Origin of the sequence: Amycolatopsis sp. MtRt-6 (genome assembly GCF_017308975.1) — a bacterium.
Taxonomy (GTDB): Bacteria; Actinomycetota; Actinomycetes; order Mycobacteriales; family Pseudonocardiaceae; genus Amycolatopsis.
The window spans coordinates 1-24634 of sequence record NZ_JADWPD010000031.1 but is presented as its reverse complement, the minus strand read 5'-3'; the positions used below and the strand labels follow the sequence as shown (position 1 = coordinate 24634).

The 24634-nt window shown below is 72.6% G+C and carries 24 protein-coding genes and 1 rRNA gene; 12 read left to right on the top strand and 13 right to left on the bottom strand.

Translation table 11 applies throughout. From position 1 onward, the window contains the following. Nucleotides 1-111 precede the first annotated feature (111 nt). Entirely contained in the window at nt 112-1338 is a 1227-nt protein-coding gene (locus tag I4Q55_RS37905; protein WP_206795142.1) for an RNA polymerase sigma factor, read from the bottom strand. Then, entirely contained in the window at nt 1335-1724 is a 390-nt protein-coding gene (locus tag I4Q55_RS37900; protein WP_191307832.1) for a YciI family protein, read from the bottom strand. Before I4Q55_RS37900 ends, I4Q55_RS37905 begins: the two co-directional genes overlap by 4 nt. Before the next feature lie 133 nt (nt 1725-1857). On the opposite strand from I4Q55_RS37900, the gene I4Q55_RS37895 reads away from it, so the two are divergent. After that, entirely contained in the window at nt 1858-2559 is a 702-nt protein-coding gene (locus tag I4Q55_RS37895) for a maleylpyruvate isomerase family mycothiol-dependent enzyme (RefSeq protein WP_206795140.1), read from the top strand. Here I4Q55_RS37895 and I4Q55_RS37890 read toward each other — a convergent pair whose 3' ends face one another. Beyond that, nucleotides 2560-3180 carry an L-threonylcarbamoyladenylate synthase gene (locus I4Q55_RS37890; protein ID WP_191307835.1) on the bottom strand — a complete coding sequence of 207 codons (621 nt, stop codon included), beginning with the start codon at nt 3178-3180 and terminating at the stop codon, nt 2560-2562. A 148-nt stretch (nt 3181-3328) separates the two neighbouring features. Here I4Q55_RS37890 and I4Q55_RS37885 point away from each other — a divergent pair, with 148 nt between their 5' ends. Both I4Q55_RS37885 and I4Q55_RS37880 read left to right on the top strand, forming a co-directional pair. Beyond that, nucleotides 3329-3844: a DUF899 family protein gene (locus I4Q55_RS37885; protein WP_206795138.1), complete on the top strand. Its 516-nt coding sequence runs from the start codon at nt 3329-3331 to the stop codon at nt 3842-3844. A gap of 273 nt (nt 3845-4117) precedes the next feature. Further along, complete coding sequence (locus I4Q55_RS37880; RefSeq protein WP_206795136.1) at nt 4118-6466, top strand: sensor histidine kinase; 2349 nt, start codon at nt 4118-4120, stop codon at nt 6464-6466. A 27-nt stretch (nt 6467-6493) separates the two neighbouring features. Here the strand turns inward: I4Q55_RS37880 and I4Q55_RS37875 are convergent, their stop codons facing one another. Both I4Q55_RS37875 and I4Q55_RS37870 read right to left on the bottom strand, forming a co-directional pair. Beyond that, a complete protein-coding gene (locus tag I4Q55_RS37875; RefSeq protein ID WP_206795134.1) occupies nt 6494-7099 on the bottom strand; it encodes a DNA-binding response regulator in 606 nt (201 codons plus the stop codon). Nucleotides 7100-7405: 306 nt separating this feature from the next. Beyond that, nucleotides 7406-7603: a hypothetical protein gene (locus tag I4Q55_RS37870; protein WP_206795132.1), complete on the bottom strand. Its 198-nt coding sequence runs from the start codon at nt 7601-7603 to the stop codon at nt 7406-7408. Nucleotides 7604-8057: 454 nt separating this feature from the next. On the opposite strand from I4Q55_RS37870, the gene I4Q55_RS37865 reads away from it, so the two are divergent. Continuing rightward, nucleotides 8058-8804 (top strand): helix-turn-helix domain-containing protein, encoded by a 747-nt coding sequence (locus I4Q55_RS37865; protein ID WP_206795130.1) that lies wholly within the window; start codon nt 8058-8060, stop codon nt 8802-8804. 175 nt (nt 8805-8979) lie between these two features. Further along, nucleotides 8980-9585 carry a DNA-binding response regulator gene (locus I4Q55_RS37860; protein WP_206795128.1) on the top strand — a complete coding sequence of 202 codons (606 nt, stop codon included), beginning with the start codon at nt 8980-8982 and terminating at the stop codon, nt 9583-9585. 16 nt (nt 9586-9601) lie between these two features. Here I4Q55_RS37860 and I4Q55_RS50765 read toward each other — a convergent pair whose 3' ends face one another. The 3 genes from I4Q55_RS50765 to I4Q55_RS37845 all read right to left on the bottom strand — a co-directional run bounded on the left by I4Q55_RS50765 (nt 9602) and on the right by I4Q55_RS37845 (nt 14703). After that, nucleotides 9602-10735: a sensor histidine kinase gene (locus tag I4Q55_RS50765; protein WP_206795126.1), complete on the bottom strand. Its 1134-nt coding sequence runs from the start codon at nt 10733-10735 to the stop codon at nt 9602-9604. A gap of 188 nt (nt 10736-10923) precedes the next feature. Beyond that, entirely contained in the window at nt 10924-12354 is a 1431-nt protein-coding gene (locus I4Q55_RS37850; protein WP_206795124.1) for a SagB/ThcOx family dehydrogenase, read from the bottom strand. 51 nt (nt 12355-12405) lie between these two features. Then, nucleotides 12406-14703: a TOMM precursor leader peptide-binding protein gene (locus tag I4Q55_RS37845; protein WP_206795121.1), complete on the bottom strand. Its 2298-nt coding sequence runs from the start codon at nt 14701-14703 to the stop codon at nt 12406-12408. A gap of 220 nt (nt 14704-14923) precedes the next feature. On the opposite strand from I4Q55_RS37845, the gene I4Q55_RS37840 reads away from it, so the two are divergent. From I4Q55_RS37840 to I4Q55_RS37830, 3 genes are all read left to right on the top strand, one after another. Beyond that, the gene (locus I4Q55_RS37840) at nt 14924-15613 is read left to right on the top strand and encodes a winged helix-turn-helix transcriptional regulator (RefSeq protein ID WP_206795119.1); all 690 of its coding nucleotides are present in this window, start codon (nt 14924-14926) and stop codon (nt 15611-15613) included. 120 nt (nt 15614-15733) lie between these two features. Beyond that, nucleotides 15734-16306: a hypothetical protein gene (locus tag I4Q55_RS37835; protein ID WP_206795117.1), complete on the top strand. Its 573-nt coding sequence runs from the start codon at nt 15734-15736 to the stop codon at nt 16304-16306. Next, the gene (locus I4Q55_RS37830; RefSeq protein WP_206795115.1) at nt 16303-17637 is read left to right on the top strand and encodes a CopD family protein; all 1335 of its coding nucleotides are present in this window, start codon (nt 16303-16305) and stop codon (nt 17635-17637) included. Before I4Q55_RS37835 ends, I4Q55_RS37830 begins: the two co-directional genes overlap by 4 nt. Nucleotides 17638-17650: 13 nt before the next feature. Here the strand turns inward: I4Q55_RS37830 and I4Q55_RS37825 are convergent, their stop codons facing one another. Continuing rightward, on the bottom strand, nt 17651-18319 hold the full coding sequence (locus tag I4Q55_RS37825) for a maleylpyruvate isomerase family mycothiol-dependent enzyme (protein ID WP_206795113.1): 669 nt from the start codon (nt 18317-18319) through the stop codon (nt 17651-17653). Between the two features lie 109 nt (nt 18320-18428). Here I4Q55_RS37825 and I4Q55_RS37820 point away from each other — a divergent pair, with 109 nt between their 5' ends. The 3 genes from I4Q55_RS37820 (at nt 18429) to I4Q55_RS37810 (ending at nt 20997) form a co-directional block, all read left to right on the top strand. Next, the gene (locus I4Q55_RS37820) at nt 18429-19148 is read left to right on the top strand and encodes an MgtC/SapB family protein (RefSeq protein ID WP_206795111.1); all 720 of its coding nucleotides are present in this window, start codon (nt 18429-18431) and stop codon (nt 19146-19148) included. 120 nt (nt 19149-19268) lie between these two features. Then, nucleotides 19269-20204: a M protein gene (locus I4Q55_RS37815; RefSeq protein ID WP_206795108.1), complete on the top strand. Its 936-nt coding sequence runs from the start codon at nt 19269-19271 to the stop codon at nt 20202-20204. A gap of 145 nt (nt 20205-20349) precedes the next feature. Further along, a complete protein-coding gene (locus I4Q55_RS37810) occupies nt 20350-20997 on the top strand; it encodes a CPBP family intramembrane glutamic endopeptidase (protein WP_242547477.1) in 648 nt (215 codons plus the stop codon). Here the strand turns inward: I4Q55_RS37810 and I4Q55_RS37805 are convergent. Genes I4Q55_RS37805 through I4Q55_RS37795 form a run of 3 tightly spaced genes read right to left on the bottom strand, consistent with a single transcriptional unit; the run spans nt 20994 to nt 23607 of the window. After that, entirely contained in the window at nt 20994-21275 is a 282-nt protein-coding gene (locus I4Q55_RS37805; RefSeq protein ID WP_086678475.1) for a metal-sensitive transcriptional regulator, read from the bottom strand. The genes I4Q55_RS37810 and I4Q55_RS37805 overlap by 4 nt on opposite strands. 56 nt (nt 21276-21331) lie before the next feature. After that, the gene (locus tag I4Q55_RS37800) at nt 21332-23404 is read right to left on the bottom strand and encodes a cation-translocating P-type ATPase (RefSeq protein ID WP_206795104.1); all 2073 of its coding nucleotides are present in this window, start codon (nt 23402-23404) and stop codon (nt 21332-21334) included. Further along, the gene (locus I4Q55_RS37795; RefSeq protein ID WP_191307862.1) at nt 23401-23607 is read right to left on the bottom strand and encodes a heavy-metal-associated domain-containing protein; all 207 of its coding nucleotides are present in this window, start codon (nt 23605-23607) and stop codon (nt 23401-23403) included. Before I4Q55_RS37795 ends, I4Q55_RS37800 begins: the two co-directional genes overlap by 4 nt. 78 nt (nt 23608-23685) lie before the next feature. Here I4Q55_RS37795 and cobF point away from each other — a divergent pair, with 78 nt between their 5' ends. Then, on the top strand, nt 23686-24453 hold the full coding sequence (gene cobF / locus I4Q55_RS37790) for a precorrin-6A synthase (deacetylating) (protein WP_206795102.1): 768 nt from the start codon (nt 23686-23688) through the stop codon (nt 24451-24453). A 55-nt stretch (nt 24454-24508) separates the two neighbouring features. Here the strand turns inward: cobF and rrf are convergent. Further along, nucleotides 24509-24625: ribosomal RNA gene (rrf, locus tag I4Q55_RS37785) — 5S ribosomal RNA — on the bottom strand. Nucleotides 24626-24634 lie beyond the last annotated feature (9 nt).

Here is a 24634-nt window from a genome sequence, read left to right as displayed (position 1 = left end):
GTGGTCATCCCCGACCACTGTGTACAGTGCGGGGGGGGGCCCCCCCCGGGGGGGCCACCCACGAGCCCGTGCCGGGCCGCGGCAACCGCTCGGCCCGGCCACGCGCGCGAGTCACCCCAGCCGATCAGCCCGCCCCAGCAGATAACGCTGCTCGGGCCGGCTCGCGGTCGCCTCCGCCGCGCGGCGGTAGTGGGTTCGGGCGGCTTCGTGGTCGCCGGCCAGTTCCAGCAGGTGGGCCCGAGTCGCGTCGAGGCGGTGGCTCTGCTTCATCCGGCTGTCGTCCGCCAGGGTGGCCAGCAGCTCCAGCCCCCGTTCCGGCCCCTCCGCCATCGCGATCGCGATCGCCTGGTTCAGCGTGACCACCGAGCTCGGCGCGAGCTCTTGGAGCACCGCGTAGAGCTGGACGATCTGCGGCCAGTCCGTGGTCTCCGCGCTGGGCGCTTCGTCGTGCAGCGCGGCGATGGCCGCCTGCACCTGGTACGGGCCGACCGGGTGGCGGCCCAGCGTACGGCGGACCAGGCCGGCGCCCTCGGCGATCATCGCCCGATCCCACCGCCCGCGGTCCTGCTCGGCGAGCGGGACCAGTTCGCCTTCGGGACCGACCCGCGCAGGCCGGCGTGCGTCCGTCAGCAGCATCAGCGCGAGCAGGCCCGCCACCTCGCCGTCGTCCGGCAGCAGCGCGTGCACCCCGCGAGTCAGGCGGATCGCTTCGCGCGCCAGCTCGGGTGCCTGGAGGTCCGTCCCGGACGTGGCCGCGTAGCCCTCGTTGAAGATCAGGTACAGCACCTGCAGCACGACCCGGAGCCGCTCCGCGTGGTCGGCCGGGTCCGGTTCGCCGAACGTCGAGCCTGCCGCCGCGATGCTCTCCTTCGCCCGCGTGATGCGCCGGGTCATGGTGGCTTCGGGCACGAGGAAGGCCTTGGCGATCTGCGCCGTGGTCAGCCCGCCGACCGCGCGCAGCGTCAGCGCGACCTGCGAGGGCGGGGAGACCGCCGGGTGGCAGCAGAGGAAGAGCAGGGTGAGCGAGTCGTCCTCGTCGGACGGCCGGTCGTCGTCCGGCCCGGGCGCCACCACCGGCTCGCGGACAGCGACGGACTCCTCTCGCCGCCGCCGCGCGCTTTCGCTGCGCCAGTGGTCGGTGAGCCGCCGGGTCGCGACGGCGACGAGCCAGCCGTACGGGTTGTCCGGCACGCCGTCGGCGGGCCACTGCTGCGACGCGGCGAGCAGTGCCTCCTGGACGGCGTCTTCGCACGCGTCGAACTGGCCGTACCGGCGCACGAGCGCACCGAGGACCTGGGGCACCAGCGGCCGCAGGCGCTCCCCGACGGACGCGCTCACCCGCCGGTGAACCCGGATTCGGTTTCGGCGTCGGCGAAGAACACCACCGGCCGGACCTCGATGCCGAGCCCCTTGATCCCGGCGTCCGGGATCATCGCGGCCACCTCGTAGGCGCGCTCGGGCGAGGCGCACTCGACCAGGTAGAACCCGGCCAGGAACTCCTTCGACTCGATGAACGGCCCGTCGGTCACCGCCGGGACCCCGTCGGTCACCCGGACGACGGCGCTGCGGGCCGGGGCGTCGAGGGCCTGGGTGCTGATCATCTCCCCTGACTCCCGGATCCGGCGGATGAACTCGCCGTGGCCGCTCATCACCTCGTCCCTGTCCTGCTCGGACAGCGCCTCCCAGACGTCGGGGTTCATGTACATCGCCAGCAGGTACTTCACATGTCCTCCCCGGATCCGGCCTTGCCGGTCCCGAACATAGCCGATCCGGGACCGCAACCCACGAGTCGCCCGCGGCGGCGGCCTGGGAGCAGCATCGACACCTCAGCACCGATCAGCCACGGAGGCCGCAACCATGTCCGACGTGTACGCCGATCTGGAGGCCGGGGCGGACGCCCTCGCGGACCTGGTGCACGCCCACGCGGGAGCCTTGCCGCTGCCGTCCGCCCGCGCGGTCGCCGCCCACCTCGCCGAACTGACGGTCGTCGCACGGCGGGTCGTCCTGGCCGTGGAGGGCACCGGGACCGGGACCGCTCCCCGGATCACCGACGCCGGCCTGCTCGGCGACGCCGTGCTCGCCTGGCGTTCGGAGCACCGCAAGGCCGTCGAGCTGCTGGCCACCGCGGCCGGGGACGTCCCGTGGCCCGGTGGCCCGCTGCGGCCGTCCCTCCTGGCGGCGGCGCTGCTGACGGTCCTGTTCGCCCGCGGCCAGGACATCGCCGATGTGCTCGGCGCCCGGCTCCCGCGCGACGACGCCATCGGCCACGTGGCCTACTACGGCGTCCGTACCAGCGGCGACGTCTACGCCGGGCACGGCGGGCCGCCCGCCGGGCTGCTCCGGTTCGACCTGACCGCGCCGTCGGGGACGCTCTGGGAATTCGGCCCCGCCGACGCGGCGGACCGGATCTCCGGCCGTGCCGAAGACTTCTGCCTGCTGTTCACCGGCCGTCGCCCGGCCGCCGGGCTGGCCGTCGAAGCCACCGGGCCGCGCGCCCGCCGATGGCTGGAACTGGTGCGGCAGCACAGAAATCCACTGTGGACGTCCGAATCGGACTGATCAGGCGAAGCGGTCCGGGTCGCCCGCGCCGCGGCGGACGATCTCCGCCTCCCCCGAGGAGAAGTCGACCACCGTGGTCGGCTCGACCCCGCAGTCACCGGAGTCCACGACCGCGTCGAGCACGTGGTCGAGCTCGTCCTTGATCTCCCAGCCCTGCGTCAGCGGTTCCGGCACGTCCGGCAGCAGCAGCGTGCTGGACACCAGCGGCTCGCCCAGTTCGGCCAGCAGCGCCTGGGTGACCACGTGTGCCGGGATGCGGACGCCGACGGTCTTCTTCTTGTCGTGCATCAGCCGCCGCGGCACTTCTTTGGTGGCCGGCAGGATGAACGTGTAGCTGCCCGGCGTCGCCGCCTTGATCGCCCGGAAGACCGCGTTGTCCACGTGCACGAACTGGCCCAGCTGCCCGAAGTCCTGGCAGACCAGCGTGAAGTGGTGCCGCCGGTCGAGCTTGCGGATCGCCCGGATGCGGTCGAGGCCCTCGGGGTTGTCGAGCCGGCACCCGAGCGCGTAACACGAGTCGGTCGGGTAGGCGATCAGCCCGTCGCGCCGCACCAGGTCCGCGATCTGGCCGATGGCGCGCCGCTGGGGGTTGTCCGGGTGCACGTCGAAGTACTTCGCCATGGCCGCGAGCCTAGGGCCCGGCCCGCGGCCGCGCCCGGCGGCCCGCGTCTCCCACCTTGCTCTGCCCGCTCGCGAACCGGTGACCTGGCCCGGCGTCCGGGCGCACAATGCGCGGTGCGCACCGGCACACCGTACCCAGGAGGCGATCATGACCGAACTGGCGCTGCCCGGCCTGACCCGGCAGGCCCCACCCCGGCCACGCCCCGTGCCGGCCGGGGCGTACCGGTTCGCCGGGCCCGCGGGCACGGTCACCCTGACCGGGTTGTTCGACGGGCATCGACGGCTCGTGGTGCACCACACCGTCCCCGATCGCAGCCGGCCCGCCGCCGTCGCCTCCGCCGAAGAGCTTTCGGCCGCGCTGCACACCCGGGACACCCGCCTGGTAATCGTTTCCCACGCCCCCTACACGAAGATCGAGCAGTACCGCAGGCACTTCGGGTGGGACCTGCCGGTGTACTCGGCGCCGGACACCGGGTTCGCCGCGGACTTCCCGGCGACGCGCCGCCTCGAGGGCGCCGGCCCCGGCGAGCACGACGACGACGGTCCCGGCCTGAGCTTCTTCCGCCAGGACGGGCGATCCGTGCTGCACACCGGCTCGATCGCCGTGCCGTACCCGGATTTCCTCGCGCTGGCCGGTGTCGCGCGGGGCCGGGGCCGCGGCTGACCGAAGCGGACCGGACGTTCGGCCGGAGCCGGACGCACGGCGGCACGGCCACTCTTCGCCGACTGTGCCGATCGTCGCCGATCCGGCCACAGTCACGGCCGAATGGCTTGGCAACAACGGTTACGTGCAGTACAGGGGCGGCTACTTTCGGGCCGGACTGGTAATACGAGCCGACGGGATGAGATAGGATTGACCGGAAGCATGCAGACCGAGCTCAGCCCGGGTCACCGAACCCACTCCGTGCGACGCCACGACACCGGAGGATCGTTGCGCATGTCTCCGGTCGTCGACTCGAACCGCTCGGGCGCCCTTTCCGTGCCCTGGGGCACGAGCGCGGTCGACCGGCGGCCCAAGCTGGCGACCTACCTCGCCGGCTCGATCATCACCGTGGTCGTCGCCGGCTTCGGGGCCGTGCTGCTCGCCAGCCTCATCCCCCAGTCGGTGAGCCCGGTCGCGGCCGGTTACGCCATCCTCGCGGTCGCGCTGCTCCTCGCCATCCAGCTGCTCCACTTCAGCAGGCCGTCGGTCCGCCTCGACACGAGGACCAGCCGGGTCCTCCTGGTCGTGCTGGCCCTGCTGGGCTACGTGCCGGTCTTCACCTTCGGCGCCATGTGGGCGGCGATGCCGGTCTTCTTCGGCGGCGCGGTGGTGCTGGTGCTGCCCGCCCGGTTCGCGTGGCCCCTCTTCGGCCTCAACCTCGCCGCGGTGCTGTGGATCGAGCTGCACTACGACACTCCGCTGGAGACGGTTTACACCGTCCTCGGCGTCGCCGTCTACAGCCTGGTCTTCGCCCAGCTTCCTTTGGTCGCCCGGATGATCCGCGAGCTGCACCTGGCCCGGACCGAGCTCGCCCGCCGCGCGGTCGCCGAGCAGCGCCTGGCCTTCTCCAGGGACCTGCACGACCTGCTCGGCATGAGCCTCTCGGCCATCGCCCTCAAGGGTGAGCTGGTGCATCGCCTGATGCGCAAGTCGACCGAGCAGGCGCAGGCCGAGCTGGCCGAGATCACCGCCATCGCGCAGCGCACGCTCTCCGACGTCCGCGCGGTGTCCCACGGCTACCGCGTGTCGCTCGAGAAGGAGTTCCGCACCGCCCAGTCGCTGCTGACCGCCTCCGACATCGCCGTGCGGATCCACCTGGACCAGGGCGACCTGCCGGTCCAGGCGCGCACCCTGCTCGCCAAGGTGCTGCAGGAGGGCGTCACCGACGTCCTGCGCCACAGCGACGTCGAACACTGCGAAATCGCGGTCCAGCAGCGGCACGGCCGGGTGTCGCTGGAGATCGTCAACGACGGCGTGGGCCCCGACGACCTGCCCACGGAGTCCGAGCTGCTCGCCCGGCTGCCGGACGAGGTGGCCGCGCTGGGCGGCACCGTGCGCAGCGGTATCGGCGAGGACGGCCGGTTCCGGCTGCTCGTCGAGCTGCCGCTGCCGGACCGGGTCGAGCCGCCGTCCACCGACGACGGCACCCAGCCGGCCGACGCGGAGTCGAGGCGGGTCCGGGTGCTCCTGCCGGTCATCTTCACCCTGTTCGCCCTCATGGCCGTCGTGCACGAGCTCCTGCTGACCACGAACGGCTGGCACATCGCGCTCGTCGCCGGGTCGCTGGCGGCGCTGCTGACCCTGCAGTTCGCCTACTTCAACCGCCCCTCCACCCGGCTGCGCTCGGGCCAGAGCATCGCGATGCTGTTCGTCCAGGCCTGCCTGATCTACCTCCCGATGCTGCCGCTGCAACGGGACTGGGTGAGCTGGCCGTCGCTGCTCATGGGCTGCGCGCTGCTGGTCCTGCCCCCGGTCGCCGGCTGGCTGGTCTTCGCCGCGAACGCCGCCTTCTACCTCTGGCTCGAGTACGTCGCAGGGCAGGCCCGCGAAGACGCCCTCTACGCGGTGACGTTCTCCGCCGGCACGGTGATGGTCGGGCTCATCGTGTTCGGCATGCTGTGGCTGGTCCGGCTGGTCGCCGAGCTCAACCACAGCCGGCGGCGGCTGGCCGAGACCGCGGTCGCCGAGGAGCGCCTGCGCTTCGGCCGCGACCTGCACGACCTGCTCGGCATGAGCCTCTCGGCGATCGCGCTCAAGAGCGAGCTGACGGCCAGGGTGCTGCCACTGGACCGCGACCGGGCGGCCGAGGAGCTGGTCGAGACCCTGGGCCTGACCAGGCAGGCTCTCTCCGACGTGCGCTCGGTGGCCAGCGGCTACCGGGAGCTGTCCCTGGACAGCGAGTCCCGCTCGGCCCGCTCCGTGCTCGCCGCCGCCGACGTCCGGGTCCAGATGGAGATGCTCCAGGACGAGCTGCCCGCGCCGGTCCGCACGGTACTGGCGGTGGTGCTGCGGGAGGGCGTCACGAACGTGCTCCGGCACAGCCGGGTGGAGACCTGCGAGATCGCCCTGCACCGGGTCGACGGCGGAGTCAGCCTCGAGATCGTCAACGACGGCGTCGAGCGGTCCGGCCCGCGCCCGGTCACCCCGGCCGATCCGGCGGACGACGGAGCCGCGCGGCCCGGCACCGCGTCGGGCAGCGGCATCGGCAACCTGTCCCACCGGGTGGCCGACCTCGGCGGCGAGCTCACCGCCGGTGTGGTGGACGACGGCCGGTTCCGGTTGCGCGCCGTGGTACCCGTCTGAGAGCCGGTTTCCCGGGCGACCGGCGCTTCAGATCCAGCCGGACTCCCGGGCCAGCCGGATCGCGTCCACCCGGTTGCGGGCCCCCAGCTTCGACACCACCGTCGTCAGGTAGTTCCGCACCGTGCCCGCCGACAGGTACAGCCGGGCCGCCACCTCGACCGTCCCGTACCCCTGGGAGGTCAGCCGCAGCACGTCGAGCTCGCGGCCGGTCAGCGGGCAGTCGTCGCTGTCCCAGGCCGCCAGGGCCAGGTCGCCGTCCACCATCCGCCGTCCGGCCGCGACGCCGCGGACCGCGTGGGCCAGCTCGCCCGGCGGCGCGTCCTTCAGCAGGAACCCGCTCACCCGCGCGTCCAGCGCGCGCCTGAGCGTGCCCGGACGGCCCAGGCAGGTGAGGATGAGGGTGCGGCAGGACGGCAGCTGCTCGTGCAGCTCACCGGCCGCGGTGAGGCCGTCCTTGCCCGGCAGGTCGATGTCGATGATGGCGACGTGCGCTTCGCTGGCCCGGGCCGCGGAAAGGATCTCGGTCCCGGAAGCGACTTCGGCCACCACCTCGATGTCGGGCTCCAGCCGCAACAGCGCCACGAGCGCGCTCCGGACTATGTGCATGTCTTCGGCCACGAGCACTTTGATCACGAGGCGCCTCCGCCTTCACAACTCCCCAGGGCCTCAGTTAAACATTTCCGCGGGACTCCCGGTTGGGCCAAGAGGGTTCACCTCGGAGAATGCACGTTAACCTCGAAGCAATTCGATCCGACTACAGCAGAACGCGCTCGGACGACTACCGGGGGTAGAAAGCAATAGTGCATGTGGGAAATTTTCCCATCGACTGTCGCCAGTGGACGTCAGGCGCACGCCGAGGGGGCCGGCCTCCGGGGCGAATGCACCCGGGAGACCGGCCCCTTCAGGCCCGGACCAGCGCGGACGGCAGCCGGAACGGGCTCACGCGGCGAGTTCCACGTCGCGCAGCGCTTCGATGTTCGTCCCGCAAATGGAGAAGCTCACCCTCGAGTCGACGCGGCTCCCCCATTGTTCGAAACAGTCGATCACGAGACCGGTCTCGATCGGATCGGCGTTTTCGACCTCGACCCCCAGATCGACGAAAAGCGCGCGGACGTCAGCGGAAATACGTGCGGACATTGAGATCTCCCAGTGGCGAAGTAGAAAGCTTCACGTGCCATAAATAGTCCACTCGCGGACCGCCGGGAACCAGTGCCCACATCACCGGGCATATGTGCTTTATGCCTGCTCCGCGCAGTGCGGCGACTACCCCGAATGGAGTAGCAGAGGGCAGCGAACGACCAGATAACGCCGTTTCGATCACTTTTCGCGTTCGCGCCGCCGCGGTACGCGACGGGAACGCACGGCCATCCATCGGAGGACATACCCGGCCGGGCCGCGGGAAACCGCGATAGGCGGGCCATGTGCAAAACGCATGTCCGGCCCGTGCGAAACCCAACCGGAACGGTGCACTGAGCACTTAAGAAGTAGACAGCGTCCGACCTAGAGTTCTTGTCGACAAGCATTCCGCCAGCGGCTACGCGTTTCACAGGGGAACGCGACCACCGACGCCAGGCGAGGGGAGGAGGCCACCATGGACGAAGTTGTACGACAGGCCATGGCGCGCGCCATCACGACCATGCGGGACCACCTGGGCGATCGGCTCACCGTCGACGACCTCGCCCGGGCCGCCATGTTCAGCAAGTTCCACTTCACCCGTGTGTTCCTGCGAGCGACCGGGCTTTCCCCCGGCCGGTTCCTGTCGGCGCTGCGGCTGGCCGAGGCCAAACGGCTGCTCGCGACGACGAGCATCTCCGTGGCCAACGTCAGCCACCAGGTCGGCTACAACAGCGTCGGCACCTTCAGTGCCCGCTTCAGCAGCAGCGTGGGGCTGTCGCCGAGCGGCTACCGGCAGACCAGGGGCCTGCCGCCGCGGATCCCCGAACGCGCTGACCAGGCCCCCTCGGGCAGCACGCTGTGCGGGAACGTCCGCTGCCCGTACGGGACCGCCGGCACCGTATTCGTCGGCTTGTTCCCGGCGAAGATCACCGAAGGCCGTCCCGCGCGGTACGCGATCCTGTCCGAGCCGGGACCGTACGCGCTGGCCGACGTGCCGCCCGGCGCCTGGTACGTCATCGCCCACACCTTCGCCGCCGGCTACGACGACGACCGCGGGCCACGGCCCTACACCGGGCTCGCCGGCCCGGTGCCGGTGCACCGCGGGGTCACCGCCGTGCTGGCCGACGTACGGCTGCGGCCGCGCCACAGCTTCGACCCGCCGGTACTGCTGGCGCTGCCGGACCTGCGGCCGTCGGCCGTCCGGCGGCCCGTGGCGGTCTGAACGCGTCCGCCGAACCGGGGAAGGCGGTCACGCCGGGCTTCCGGCCGGCGATCGCGCGTCGTGGGGACGGCGCCGATCGCCGGCATTCCGGGCGGCGGAAATTGCCTTCGGCGGGATCCGGTGGCGTACCATTCTCACGGGGAGACCGTCCTGCTGGGGGAAGTGAGGTCACACCGTGATCAGAGTTTTGCTGGCCGAGGACATGGATATGGTCCGCGGCGCGCTTGTCGCCTTGCTCAACCTCGAATCCGACATCGAAGTGGTCGCGGAAGTCGATTCCGGCGACGAGATCCTCCCCGCGGCGAAGGCGGTCCATCCGGACGTCGCCGTCATCGACATCGATCTGCCCGGGAAGGACGGTCTGACAGCGGCCACCGAGATCCACGAAAGCCTGCCGGAATGCCACACCCTGATCCTCACCAGTCTCGGCCGGCCGGGCACCGTCCGCCGCGCCCTGGACGCCAAGGTGAACGGCTTCCTGCTGAAGGACGCGCCTTCGGACAAGCTGGCGAACGCGGTCCGCTCGGTGGCCGTCGGCCGCCGCGTCATCGACAGCGAGCTCGCCCTGTCCGCCTGGGAAGCCGACGACTGCCCGCTCACCCCCCGTGAGCTGGAGATCCTTTCGCTGGCCGCCCGCGGCCGCAACGTGGCCGACATCGCCGCGGATCTGTTCCTGTCGCCCGGAACGGTCCGCAACTACCTAGCCGCGTCCGTGACGAAGCTGAACGCGCGCAACCGGGTCCACGCGATCCGGATCGCCACCGAAGCCGAATGGCTGTAACGGCTCCGGACGCCGTTCACCAGGCCGGTGCCCGCAGCGGGACGACCGCGCGCAGCCGGTGCGTCCCGTCCGGCCGCACCCCCACCGACAGCTCGCCGCCGAGGGCTTCCACGCGGTAGGTGAGGTTCCGCAGCCCGGAGCCGCGGTTCTCGTCCGCGGGCGGGTCTTCGCCGGCGGGCGGGACCCCGTCGTTGGCCACCTGCAGCCGCACCGCGCCCGCCACCGCCACGACCGAGAAGTCGCACCAGGCGGCCTTGCTGTGCCGGATGACGTTCGTGACGCTCTCGCGCAGGACCGCCGCCAAGGTCGTCGCCACCGGCGACGGCAGGTCGGCGGGCACCTGCCCGTCGAAGCCGACCGTGATGCCCGCCGCCCGCAGCACCGAGGCGGCGGACCGGCACTCCTCCGCCAGCGACATCTCCCGGGACCCCGCCGCGATCGCCCGGACGTCCGCCAGCGCCTTGCGGGAGATCGTGAGCACTTCGGCCAGCTCGGCCTGCGCGGCCTGCGGGCGGTCGTCGACCAGGCGCCGGATCAGCTCCACCCTGAGCGTGATCGCCGAGAGGCTCAGGCCGAGCAGGTCGTGGGTGTCCCGGGAGAACCGGCGGCGTTCCTCGGCGACCACCTGGGCGGCGAACTCCCGCCTGCCGTCCTCGCCCAGGGCGGCCGCCCCGGCGAGCCACGCCAGCCCGAACACCGCGAAGGCCGTCACCGCGGTGAGCAACGCGGCTCGCAGGCCGTCCGCGACGGCCGCCGGCCCGGCGGCCCGCACGGCCAGTGCCCCGGCCCCGGCCGTCACGAGCACCAGCACCGGGACGGCGACGCGCGGCCGGGCCACCAGCGGCAGGCTGCCCAGGAAGAAACAGCTGAACACGGCCCATGCCGCGCCGAACTCCAGCACCGGGACCAGGCCCAGCACGGCCTGCAGCGCCAGCGCGGTGCCACGGAACCGGGTCCGCCCGCGCCCGAACGCGGCCAGGTGGACCAGGACCAGCGCCCCGCCGCACCCGCAGGCGGCCAGGACCGCCGCCCGGTCCGCCGCCTCCTGCAGTGGGGTGAGGAGACAGAGCAGCCCGATGGCGACGCAGCCGCCGGCGTGCGCGAACCGAGCCCGCCGCGGCGGGAACGGGCGGCCCGCCGGAGCGTCCACGGCCCCGAGCCGCGCGGGTCCCGCCCGCGGGACGAAGCCACGACGGACCCGGCGCTTTCCGGGCCCGGCCGGTTTCGCTGCCGAAACCACCGCTGCGCCTCCCCAGTTGCCCCCTCGCGGAACTCCCCAGACGTCCGCCCGGCAAATCTAACAGCCGGAACCGCGATCCGGGCGTTCCCGCCGCAGGCTCACCCGGGCAAGTTCAGGACACATTCGCCGACGCTGACCTCGGCGGGCCACTCCAGCTTCAGCGCCCGGTCGACGCGGTCGCCGGCGTCCACGGGCACGGCGTGCGCGGTCAGCCCCATGGCCTCCGCGGCGAGGGAGAACACCTGCTGCAGCGCCCCGACGTGGAGCAGGGTCGTGGCGTACGCCGCCCCGCCGAGGACCCAGGCGATCCGCGACATGCGGGCCGTCATCGTCAGCAGCACCGACGGCCGGGCGTGGCCGCCCGCGGCGACCATCGCCATGTCCAGCAGGCCGTCCAGGACCGGGAGGTCGTCGTTGATCAGGGTGAGCGTGTGCCACAGCGGGTCGTAGTGGTAGATCCCGCGGGTCAGGTCGTCGCAGCGGTTGATGCCGACGTAGATCTCGAGCTCGTACAGGCAGGCGACGCTGAAGTACGGCCGTTGCGACGCCTCGTGCGCCGGGCCGCCGGGCAGGTGCGCCGGGCCGACCGAGCGGACCCGGGCCGCCCGGAACAGGAACTCGCCGATCTGCCGCGCCGGCAGGGCGCGCTCGCTGAACTCCGGGCAGGTGTGGTCGCGCTCGAGCAGGCTGGTCAGCGTCGGGTCCCTGGCCGCCAGCACGGCCGGGTCCGGCCGGTAGAGCGGGAACGTCGGCCCCGCGGTGACCTGCTTGACCACGGGCGGCTCGCGCATCTCGCGAGCCGCGTCCGGATCCGGCGCCGCCCCCTTCTGCCAGGTCCGGCTGCGGGTGTGGAACAGCAGGTCGTCCGGCGACCAGACACTGAGGTCGGGCCCGCCGGACTCGGCGAACCCGCCGTCGGGCCGGGCGAGCAGCACCACCCCGGCGGCGACCAGGAAGGACAGGACGTCGGCCACGACGGCCGAGGGCACCCCGGCCGTCCCGGCCAGCTCGTCGACCGTTCTCGGCGCGGCCAGCGACGACGCGATCACCACGGCGGGCGAGCTGGACAAGGCGACCTTGTACCGCGCTCCCGCCGACTCGGCGAGCAGCGTGCCACCGTCGGCGCGCAGCGAGGTGAACCGCGAGAGCCGGACGCGCCGCGCCGCCGGCAGCGGGCCGACCGGGAACGCGGGGTTCTGCGTCACCGGGATCGCCGACAGCAACGGCCCCTGGCCGTCGTTGAGCGCGAGGGAGTGCACCACCGAACCGGAGAGCCGGGTGAGCACCTTCCGCAGCGACACCCGCGACTCGTCCTGGCCGGCCACGGCCAGGTTGGCCATGGTCACCGGGCCGAGCGCCATCCGGTCGAGCGACGCGCGGACTTCCTCGGGCGTGCCGGGGAACTCGTACTCCCCCCACCACGTGACGGCGACGAGCGTCCCGTCGTCCGCGGCTTCGAGCAGGGTGTCCTCGGTCAGGGACAGCAACCGGATCGTTTCGGCGCGTCCCTCCGGGCTGTCGGCGGTCAACGGGTGCTCCTACGCAAGGGGTGAAGTGCTCTTCCGGGACACTCCAGGGTGCTAGAGGAAGATGGGGAACGGATTGAGCCGCTCGTACGGCGTCGGCTCGGCGAGCCTGCCCAGCCGCACCGGAACGTCGAACAGTCGTCCGGGCGCGTAGCGGGCCCAGAACGGCCGCAGCCCCGGCGCGAGCACCTTGACCACCGGGATCCCCACGTCTGGCCGGGTCTGGTCGAGCACGAGCAGTTCCGTGCCGGCCGCCGCCAGCGTCCGGCCCAGCGCCACCACGTCGTCGCGCACGTCCGGGCGGTGGACGAACCGGAAGTCCGCCGGGACGCGCATCCGCACGCCCGCGGCGGGCCGGAGGTACGGCTGGTTGGCGACCGTCGCGTACCGGAGCCAGCGGGCCGCGTCCGGGTCGTCGAGCTCGTGTCCGAAGTGGAGCACGTCGGGGATCATCTGGTTCAGCTCGGTGACCGCGCGGCGGAGGGCGATCCGCGGGTCGAGGTGGGCCCCGAAGCCGAAGATGACGTGCTCGTGCGGCCCGTCGGTGCGCCGCGAGAGCGCCACGACCACCGGGACGCCGAGGTCCGACGTCACGTCGAGCGCCCACAGCTCGCGGCCGATGCCCGCGTAGCCGCCGATCATCTCCTCCAGCCACGGGTCGCCGAAGGACGCGAGATCCACCCCCGGCACCGGCGTCCGGTTGTACCACCACAACGCGACGGCGTCCCGTTCGACGAGCTCCAGGGTGCCTTGCAGGATGGCGTCCTCGAGGCTGCTGCCGGCCGCCGCGCCGTTGGAGTCCGGGCGCAGGCCGCGGATCCCGCAGCCGGTGGGCGCGCCGTAGTACAGGAACCCGGTCGGCAGGAGGCGGCGCCGGCCCGCCAGCGTCCACACCGGGGTCCAGTCGATCACGGCCGGGGTGTCGAAGGGCGCGCCGACGTGCTGGAACAGTCCGTGCGCCGTGTTCCAGGCCGCGCGCTCCCGGTACTGCCGCTCGGCGAACAGCATGCAGTCGTTGGGGTGGACCGCCTCCGCGCCGAGGTCGTCGAACGAGGCCCGGATCCGCAGTTCGTCACCCTGGAAGTTGCCGGAGAAGCGCTCCGCCGCTTCGCAGAGCGCGCCGACCTCGGCGTCGAGGGGACTGACGCCCTTGCCGCCGTTCTCCCCGCGCAGCCCGGCCTGCAGCCCGACGACGCCGGTGAGGGCGCGGGCGATGTTCGTCCCCGACCGGTAGGCGTTGACGAACGGCGGCGCCGCCGGGTCGGGCCGGACCGCTTTCACGATCCCGGTGACCGGGCTGACGAGGTGCCGGTACCGCTCGAGCATCTGGGCCGGCGTCGCGGTGCGGTGCCCCCCGCCGGCCGAGGTGGCCTTCCGGGCCTCCCGCAGCTCGATCGGCCGGGCGGACCGCTGGGTCACGAGCGTGGCGTCCCCGCAGCCGGGGCACTGCGGGCGGCGGCGCAGCTCGTGCAGCTCGCCCTGCAGGCTGAGGGTGTCGAGCACCCAGACGCTCTCCTGGCCGCGGTGGCGGTAGCCGGCCAGCCACTTACTGGCCTCCAGCGCCACCAGGTGGGCCGCCGCCGCGGTGAGCGGCGGCAGCGCGGCGGCGGGGTGGCGCGCGGGGCCGACGTGACCGAGGACCTCCTGGGCGCACGCTTCGGCGTGCCGGTGGGCCCACAGCCGGTTGGTCAGGCACACCCAGCACGCCGACTCGTGCGGCCGCAGCACCGGCCCGATCCAGACCTGGGCGCCGAACGGGCGCGCCAGCAGCCACGGCCGTCCGGTGCGGCGGTGCTCGGCGTCGACCTCGCCCAGCCGCGGGTCGAGGTAGTCGGTGCACAGCACCACGCTCAGGTCGGGCTCGCCGGTCCCGCCGACGACGTCGAGGGCCGCGCCCGCCAGCGCCTGCTCGACGGGCCGCGTGTCGACGTCCTCGCCGACCGCGATCAGCCGGACGCTGCCGCGGGTGTCGCCGGCCGCGACCTCGCCGGCGTCGATGCCGCACGCGTCCCAGTAGGCGAGCTCCCGTTCGTCGGCCCCGGGCCCGGCCACCTCGCGCACGGCCACCAGGCCCGCCTCGACGAGCTGGGCCACCAGCGCCGCGACCTCCTCGGGCGCCATCCCGTCCGGCCGCGCACCGAGCACGTCGGCCAGTTCCCACGTCCCGTCCAGCAGCGGCGCGAGCGATTCGATGCGGGCGCCCCGCATCGCGATGACCCCGCGTTCGGAGAACAGGTAGGCGCCGTTGCCGTTGCTGACCTCGGCGCGCAGGTGCCGTTTGAAGGCGAGCACGCGGCCGCGCGCGTGCGACGTCGACGGGTGGAAGGCGGGCTGCACGGCCGATCCGCTCATTTCAACTCCCTGCCGCCGATGCGCACAATCCGAGAAACCGGATTCTTCTCCGGCGGCCGGAGCTGCGGCAAGTGCGCGGCACACCTGCCCGGGATGCGAAACACACGGCATTTCCCGTGGAATCCACAGCGAAGGCATGCACACCGCACTGGCCCGGCGGCCGGGCGGGTCGTCAACCTGGATCCCGAGCGCCCGATGCGACCCACAGTGAGGACCGAGTATGACGACCACACGCACCTACGGACAGTTCTGCGGCATGGCGCGTGCTCTCGAAATCATCGGCGAGCGGTGGTCCATGCTCGTCATCCGCGACCTGATCCTCGGCCCGAAGCGCTTCACGGACCTGCAGCGAGGCCTGCCCCGCATCCCGGCGAGCATCCTGTCGTCCCGGCTCAACGAGCTGGAGCAGGCCGGCGTCGTCCGCCGCCGCGTCCTGCCGCAGCTCGACGCCGGCCTGGTCTACGAGCTCACCGAGTACGGCAGCGAACTGGACCACATCCTGCTGGACCTCGGGCTGTGGGGCGCGCGCTCGCTCGGCTACCCGAAGGGCGACGAGGTCTTCACCACCGACGCCGCCATCCTCTCGCTCTACACGACGTTCCAGGAGGAAGCCGCGCGCGGCGTGCACGTGACGTACGTGGTGCGCCACAGCGACTCGCTGATCGTCCACGCCATGATCGACGACGGAACGCTGAAGGTGAGCAGCGGCGACCACCCCTCGGCGGACATCGTCATCGAGCCGCAGGGGCCGATGCTGATCGACCTGCTCAACGGCAACCTGACCGCGGCCGAGGCGATGGCGTCCGGCCGGGTGAAGATCGAAGGCGCGTTCGCGCACCTGGAGCTGTTCACCAAGCTGTTCCGGATCCCCCCGAAGCCGGAGCTCTCCGACGGCCTCACCCTGCACTGAGCCGCCCCGGGGTGCGGCCGGCCGGCCCGGCGAAATGGGCAATCCGGAGTAACGGAGCAGGCCGCCGGAAGCATTATCGTCGGAAAGCCGAGATTCGGTCCTTCGAGAAGGGGCACTTGCATGTCGACCTCCGAGTTCGTTCGGCCGGCCGGCTTCCTGGGGAACCTGAACAGCAGGAACCACCACCGGGCGCTCGCCGTGTTCATGATCATCGTGGTCGCCCACTGGGCCGAGCACATCGTCCAGGCCGTGCAGATCTACGGCTTCGGCTGGCCCACGACCCGGGCGCGCGGCGTGCTCGGCATGCCGTTCCCGTGGCTGATCTCGCAGGAGTGGCTGCACTACGGCTACGCACTGGTGATGCTGGCGTTCCTGTGGGCCCTGCGGAAGGGCTTCGCCGGCCGCTCCCGGCAGTGGTGGAACCTCGCGCTGGCGCTGCAGTTCTGGCACCACATCGAGCACCTGCTGCTGTTCATCCAGGCGCAGTCCGGCTGGCGGCTGGGCGGCGGCAAGGTGCCCAGCAGCATCGTCCAGCTGCTGATCCCCCGGGTCGAGCTGCACCTGTTCTACAACACGATCGTCACTATCCCGATGATCATCGCGGTCGTCCTGCACCGGCGCGCCTCGGCCGCCGAGCGGGAGCTGACCCAGTGCCTCTGCGGCGCACCGAAGCAGCCCGCCCTCGCCGCGTGAAGCGCGCGCTGGCCCTGCTGGCCTTCCTGATCGGCTGGCTGGTGCTCGGCGCGACTCCGGCTTTCGCGCACGTCGAGATCGTCTCGTCGGCCCCGGGGGACGGCGCCCGCCTGAGCGCGGCGCCGCCCCTGGTGTCGATCACCCTTTCGGAGAACGTCGGGATCCAGCCCGGGTCGATCAAGGTCGTCGACCTCGCGGGCACGCGGGCCGACACCGGGCCGGTGTTCCAGCCCGGCGACGTCGCCGAGCAGCTCGCGGTGCGGCTGAAGCCGGGCCTGCCGGACGGCAGCTACCTGGTCGAATACGCCTTCGTCTCGGCCGACTCCCACCCGGTGCGCGGCACCTTCGCGTTCGTGGTGGGCACCGGGCCGCTGGTGACGTCGGCCGGCGCGGTGTCGGCGGCGACCGGCACCGACACGGCCGTCGACGCCGTGTCGACGGGCGCGCGCTGGCTGGCCTACCTCGGAGTCGTGCTGCTCGGCGGGCTGGCGTTCGTGGCGCTGTGCCGTCCGGCGGCCCGCGCCGACCCCCGTGCCCGGCGGCTGCTGCGCTGGGGCGCCGGCCTCGTCGCGGCGACGACCGTCGCGGCGTTCGTGCTGCAGGGCCCGTACGCGGCCGGGCGGAACCTCGAAGCGGTGTTCGACACCCGGCTGCTGGCGGACACCCTGCGCGTCGCCTACGGGAAGCTGCTGCTGCTCCGGCTGGCCGCGGTGGCCGTGCTGGCGCTGCTGCTGCCCCGGCTGCTGCGGCCGGACCTGCCGGAACGGCTGCGCTCCCGCTACGAGAACCTGGCCCTGGTGACCGGCTTCCTCGTGCTGCTGACGTTCTCGGCCACCGGCCACCCGGTCACCGACCCGATCATGTTCGTCTCGGTCTCGGCGGACCTGGTGCACTTCGGCGCGATCGCCATCTGGGCGGGCGGCCTGGCCCAGCTGGCCCTGTGCCTCCACCGCCCGGCAGCCGACGAGGACCTGGTTCCCGTGGCGACGCGCTTTTCCCGCATCGCGGGCGGAGCGGTGACGGCCGTCGCGCTCAGCGGCGCCGTGCTGGCGCTGCGCATCATGCCGTCGCTGCCGTCCCTCTGGACGACCCGGTTCGGCCTGCTGCTCCTGCTGAAGATCGCGGGCTTCGCGGTGCTGCTGGCGGTGGCGAGCCGCTCCCGCCGGGCGGTGCGCCGGAGCCTGACCCCGGCGGCACCGCCGGAAGGCGCGACGAAGACGGTGACGGCGGACCTGCGCCGCCTGCGCCAGGCAGTGGTGGTGGAGGTGCTGCTCAGCGTCGTGGTGCTGGCCCTGGCCGCCCTCCTGACGGTCACCCCGCCGTCCGGCTGAGCCCCGCCGCCCGTCAGACGCCCGGCTGGGCGGGCGGCGCGAACGGCCCCCAGCCGAACGCGGGCAGCCACGGCTCGGGCGCCGTGCTCCAGGCCAGGGCCGCGAGCTGGGCAAGGGACCGTCGTCCGGCCAGGGAGCGGTAGAGGTCGTGGGTGGGCGCGGTCACCGTCGCCGCCGGACGGCCATCACCTGCCGTCCACTCCGCACCCGACGTCGTGCACAGCCGCAGCGACGGCAACCGGCGTGCCGTGATCGAGCCTGACAGTCCGCTGACCAGCACTTCGAAGCTCGGCGCCTCGGCCGCGTGGTCCTCCGGCGGCGCGACGCCGAGGGCCGCGCACAGGTCCAGCTCGTGGGTGTAGGCGTCCATCACCATCACCGCGCCACTGTGCCCGCCCGCGTCCTCGAGCCGCCGGTCGAGCTCCTCGCCGACGTCGTCCCAGTGGTCGAGCAGCTCCGGCACCGCCACGGCCCCGGCCGGCGACACCGGGCCGCCGCCGTGGCGCGCCAGGACCCGCCCGGCGATCGCCGTGAGGTGGCCGAGCAGGTCCGTGACAGTCCACTCCGGACACGCCGGGACCTGGTGGAACCACGCGCCGGGCCGTCCACCGAGCAGGTCGCGGACGCCGCGGCGCACGGCGCGGTAGGCCACGAAGTCCGGAACCGGCAGGCTCGCTGTCACGAGTCCTCCTCGCCTGGCACGATCGGGGGCGTCCGGCCCAGTATGCCCAGGTGACGGCGCCGCGATTCTCCCCGCTTGCCGGCCACCGGAAACCCTGGAGGTCACGAACTTGCCCACCCTGTGGTCCACGCCGGCGCAGTGGAGCCTGCTGCCGCCGGTCCTGCTCGCACTCGTGCTGAGCGTCGCCATCGGGCTCGAACGCGAGGCCGGCATGAAGGCCGCCGGGCTGCGGACGCACAGCCTGGTCGGCGTCGGCTCGGCCGTGTTCATGCTGGTGTCGAAGTACGGCTTCGCCGATCTGCTCGGCTTCGAGCACGTATCGCTCGACCCGTCGCGGATCGCCGCCCAGATCGTTTCCGGCATCGGCTTCATCGGCGGCGGGCTGATCTTCGTCCGCCGGGACGCGGTGCGCGGGCTGACCACGGCGGCGACGATCTGGCTGACCGCCGCGGTCGGCACGGCGTGCGGGGCCGGGCTGCCGGTGCTCGCGGCCGGCACGACGATCGGGCATTTCGTGGTGACCCGGGGCTTCCCGCCGCTGCAGCGGTTCGTGGCCCGGCACCGCCGGGAACCACCGGTGGTCCGGCTGAGCTACCTCGACGGCCACGGCGTGCTGCGCGCGGCGCTGGCCGTGTGCACCGGGCGCGGGTGGGCGGTGCACCACGTCGAGGTCGACCACGAATCCGTTTCCGAAGAGGGGCAACGGATCGCGGTCGTGACGCTGCGCCTGGACGGCCGCGGTGATCTCTACGACCTGGCCGCCGAACTGGCCGAGCTGCCCGGCGTCCGGAGCACGTCCACCGGTCTCGGAGAACCGCTCGACGAATGATCGGCCGCCCGGGCAGCGCGCGGAGGCGGGTTTGCGGCACACTGGGGTGCACACGGAAATCCCCGGTGCCGCAAGGAAAACGTGCGGCCCAGGAGAAACCATCCAATTCGGAGGTGAGGCATGGCCCCCGGCGGCGGCGAGGACGTGGCGAACACGCAGCCCGGATTCGACCTGGCGTGGCGCGGTTTTCACCGCGCCCAGGTCGCGGAGTACGTCGCGTGGGCCGAGGCCGAGATCCGCAGACTCACCGCGGAGCTGGACTCCGCGCGGCGCCGCGGGACCGCGCTCGCCGAGGAGAACCACGAGCTGCGTGTCAAGATCGACCGGATCAGCATGACCCCGATCCCCGCGGACGCCCTGCAGGAGCGCTCCCGCCGGATGATCGAGCTGACCCGCGAGGAAGCGGCCGAAATCACCGCGGCGGCAACGGAAACCGCGGAGCGGATCCGCCGGGAGGCCGAGGCGGAGGCCGTCCGGCTCACGGAGAAGGAACGCCGGCTGGTCGCCGAGGCGGAGGCCGAACGCGAGCGGCAGCGCGCCGAGCACGAGGAACTCCTGCGCGCGGCCGAGCAGCGTCGCAAGAAACTCGACGAGGCCGCGGCACACCGCCGTGCCCAGCTGGAAGAGGACCACACCCGCGCGATGACGGTGCGCCGCGCCGACGCGATGCGCGAGCTGGCCGAGCAGTCTGCGGCCGCCCGAGCGAAGGCCGACCAGCTGGTCGCCGAAGCGCGGCAACACGGCGAAACCCTGGTCACGACCGCGGAAACCGAGCTGGCCGCGGCCCGGGAGAAGGCCGAGAAGCTGGTCACCGACGCGACCAAGCACGGCGAATCCCTGGTCGAGGCGGCGCAACGCGAGGTCACGGCCCTCGCGGAGGTCCGCGACAAGCTCAAGGCGAGCCTGACGGGCTGCCGGGCGTTGCTGGCCGACGCGGCCGTCGCCCTCGACGACCGTCCCGCGTCGTTCGACCCGGAAGCCACCCTGCCGATGTCGAAAAGAGTGCCGATCCAGCGCCGGTCACCGGCGGACGACCTCACCGACGCGGTAGGTTGACCCGCGCCGCGGCATCGGCGCAGGTCAGGACGTCGTGACGGTCGGCAGTCCCCACGGTGGCTTCACCGGGACCGCGGGAGCCGGTCCTTGACCGAAGCCGCGCCGTTCCCCCCCGCGGCGGGTGTTCGCGCTGGTCGCCGCGGTCATGACGCTCGCCGCGTCGACCACGCTGGCCAACCGCGTGCTGCCCGGCTGGGCGTACCCGGCGTGCGGGCTGGTGGCGGCGCTCGTGCTGGTCGCGCTGGGCCGGGCGGCCGGCTGCTCGTGGACGGACCTGGGGCTGAGCCGGCTCCGGCGTCCCGCGCTCGCCGGCCTGGCCGGCGCGGCTTCGGTGGCGGTCGTCTTCGGGATCGCGCTGGCCGTGCCGTCGCTGCGCACGGTCTACCAGGACGGCCGCGTCGGCGACCCCGATTTCGCGCAGCTGCTGTGGCTGACCTGCGGCCGGATCCTGTTCGGCACGGTACTGATCGAGGAGGTCGCGTTCCGCAGTGTGCTGCCCGGTCTGTTCGGCGCGGACGACCGGTGGCGCTGGCCGCCGATCCTGTGCTCGGCCGCGCTGTTCGGGCTCTGGCACGCGCTGCCGGCCCTCGCCATCGGCCGCAACGCCGCCGTGCACGCCGTGTTCGGCTCGACGCCGGTGGTGGTGCTGCAGGTGCTGGCGATGGCCGCGGCGGGCGTCGCCGGGATCTTCCTGCACTGGTGGCGCCACCTCGGCCGGGGCGTGCTCGCGTCGGTGATCGTGCACTTCACGACGAACGCGGGCGGCCTCACCCTGGCCGTGCTGGTCCGCTAGGACCGCACCAGCCGCGCGATGGCGTCCGAAGCTTCCCGGACCTTCAGATCGGCTTCCTCGCCGCCCGCCGCGGCCGCCTGGACGACGCAGGTGGCCAGGTGCTCGTCGAGCAGTTCGAGCGAGAACGACTGCAGCGCCTTCGTCGCCGCGGAGACCTGGGTCAGGATGTCGATGCAGTACTTGTCCTGCTCGACCATGCGCTGCAGCCCGCGGATCTGACCCTCGATCCGGCGCAGGCGCTTCAGATAGGCTTCCCGCTCGGTGCCGTAACCCGTCATCGCCCACCTGTCCCCGTCGTCGGCATTCCTCACCCCGACTATACCCTCCAGGGGTGTCAGCGGAACCGGCGCAACCGCAGGCTGTTGCTCACCACGAAGGCCGACGAGCAGGCCATCGCCGCCCCCGCGATCATCGGGTCGAGCAGGCCGAGCGCCGCGAGCGGCAGCGCCGCCACGTTGTAGGCGAACGCCCAGAACAGGTTCCCCTTGATCGTGGCCAGGGTGCGGCGGGCCAGCCGGATCGCGTCGGCCGCGGCCCGCAGGTCTCCTCGCACCAGCGTCAGGTCGCCGGCTTCGATGGCCGCGTCGGCGCCCGTGCCCATCGCCAGGCCCAGGTCGGCCTGCGCGAGCGCGGCCGCGTCGTTGACGCCGTCACCGACCATCGCCACCACGCGGCCCTCCGCCTGCAGCCGCTTGACGACGTCGACCTTGCCCTCGGGCAGCACCTCGGCGACGATCTCGCCGATCCCGGCTTCGGCGGCGATCGCCCGCGCCACGCCCGCGTTGTCACCGGTCAGGAGGATCGGCTCCAGGCCGAGTTGCCGCAATTCGGCGACGGCCCGCGCGGACGTCGGCTTGATCGTGTCGGCGACGGCCAGCGTCCCGTGCAGCTCGCCGTCCCAGGTCACCCCGACCGTGGTCACGTCGCCACCCGGCGCCCGCCCGACGCTGACGACGCGTCCTTCGACCACCCCTGCCACGCCGACACCCGGCGTGCTGCGGAATTCGGTGACGGCGGGCAATGCGCCGAAGCGTTCGCGGGCGGCGTCGGCGATGGCGCGGCCGATCGGGTGTTCGGAAGCGGCCTCGACGGCGCCCGCGAGCCGGAGCACCTCGCCGTCGCCCTCGACGAGCGTCATCCGGCCGGTGGTGACGGTGCCGGTCTTGTCGAGCACGACGGTGTCGACGCGCCGGGTCGACTCGAGCACCTCGGGCCCCTTGATCAGGATGCCCAGCTGCGCACCGCGGCCGGTGCCGACGAGCAGTGCCGTCGGCGTCGCGAGGCCGAGCGCGCACGGGCAGGCGATGATCAGCACGGCCACGGCCGCGGTGAACGCCGCGTCCGCCGAGCCGCCGGTCGCCAGCCAGCCGACGAGGGTCGCCAGCGCGGCGAAGACGACCGCCGGGACGAACACCGCCGAGACCCGATCGGCCAGGCGCTGGACCTCGGCCTTGCCGTTTTGCGCCGACTCGACGAGCCGCGCCATCTGCGCCAGCCGGGTGTCCGCGCCGACGCGCGTGGCGCGCACGAGCAGCCGCCCGCCGACGTTGACGGTGGCACCGGTGACCGCGTCGCCCGGACCGACCTCGACCGGGACCGACTCGCCGGTCAGCATGCTGGTGTCGACCGCCGACCCGCCTTCGGTGACCACGCCGTCGGTGGCGATCTTCTCGCCGGGCCGGGCCACGAAGACGGCACCGACCTGCAAGTCCTTGATCGGGACGAGGTGCTCTTCGCCGTCGAGGAGCACGGTGACGTCCTTCGCCCCGAGGTCCATGAGGGCGCGGAGGGCGGCGCCGGCCCGGCGCTTCGACCGCGTCTCGAAGTGGCGGCCGGCCAGGATGAACGTGGTGACCGCGGCGGCCACCTCGAAGTACAGGTGGTGGTGGCCGTCGCCGAAAACGAGCGCGTACAGCGACCAGGCCACGGACGCGACGACGCCGAGTGAGATCAGCGTGTCCATCGTGGCGGTGGCGTGCCGCAGGTTGACCGCGGCGGCGCGATGGAATGGCCACGCGCCCCAGGTCACGACCGGGGCGGCGAGGACGAGCGACACCCACGGCCAGGCCGCGGACTGCCAGGCGGGGACCATCGCGACGACGACCAGCGGGACAGTGAGCGAGGCAGACACCAGCAAACGTTTGCGCAGGTCGCGTGTGTCATCCGGCGCCTCGGGCTCGGGCAGCCGTGCCGAGTAGCCGGCGGCTTCGACGACGGCCTTGAGGTCGTCGACTGACAGCCCGCTCGGGTAGCTGACCTGGGCTTTCTCGGTGGCGTAGTTGACCGTCGCGGTCACGCCGTCGACCTTGTTGAGCTTCCGCTCGACGCGAGCCGCGCAGGACGCGCACGTCATCCCGCCGATGGCGAGCTCGACGCGGGCCGCGGCCGACACCTCGGTGGAGTTCACGCGACCAGGCGGTAGCCGGCCTCGGTGACGGCGGCGGCGACCGCGTCAGTGGTCAGCGGCGCGTCGCTGGTCACGGTCACGCGGCCGCTCTCGACGTCGACGTCCACGCTTTGGACGCCGTCGATCTCGGAGACCTCCTCGCGGACCGAGGTGGCGCAGTGCCCGCAGGTCATGCCCTCGACGGTGTAGGTCGCTTCGGCCATCTCCCGCTCCTTTCGCTCTCCTTCCTTTATACCCATCGGGGGTAGGGGTTCACCGATCGCCCCCGGCACACTCCCGGCATGCGGAAGATCTACGCGATCGGGATCGGCGCCGGCGACCCGGAGCACCTGACGGTGCAGGCCATCGACCGGCTCAACCGCGTCGACGTGTTCTTCGTGCTCGACAAGGGGGCGGAGAAGAGCGACCTGGTCCGGTTGCGGCAGGAGATCCTCGACCGGTTCGTGACGCGCCCGGGCTACCGCGTGGTGCTGGCGGAGGACCCGCCCCGCGACCGGACCCCGGCGGACTACCGGGCCGCGGTCGCCGACTGGCACGCGGCCCGCGCGGCCGTGTACGAGGACCTGATCCGCTCGGAACTGGGGCCCGCCGAATCCGGCGCCTTCCTGGTGTGGGGCGACCCGTCGCTGTACGACAGCACGATCGCGCTGATCGAGGCGGTGCTGGCCCGGGGGAACGTGGAGTTCGAGTACGAGGTCGTCCCGGGCATCAGCAGCATCTCGGCGCTGGTGGCCCGGCACCGGACGACGATGAACCAGATCGGCCGCGCGGTCCAGCTGACGACTGGCCGCCGATTGGCGACGGGCTGGCCGGAGGGCGTCGACGACGTCTTCGTGCTGCTGGACGCCCACACGACGTTCGACCGCTTCACGTCGGAGGGCCTGCACATCTTCTGGGGCGCTTACATCGGCACGCCGGACGAGATCCTGCTGTCCGGTCCGCTCACCCCGGCGCTGGCGGCGCACATCCGTGAGGTGCGGGCGGAGGCGCGGGAGCGGCGCGGCTGGATCATGGACACGTACCTGCTCCGGCGGCCGGCCCGGGAATAGCGGAAGGCCCCGGGAGACGTTTCCGTCTCGACCGGGGCCTTCCACTTCATGTTGAGTTCGGCGGTGTCCTACTCTCCCACAACCCTTCGGTTGCAGTACCATCGGCGCTGTCAGGCTTAGCTTCCGGGTTCGGAATGGGACCGGGCGTTTCCCTGACGCTATAACCACCGAAACACTCCGA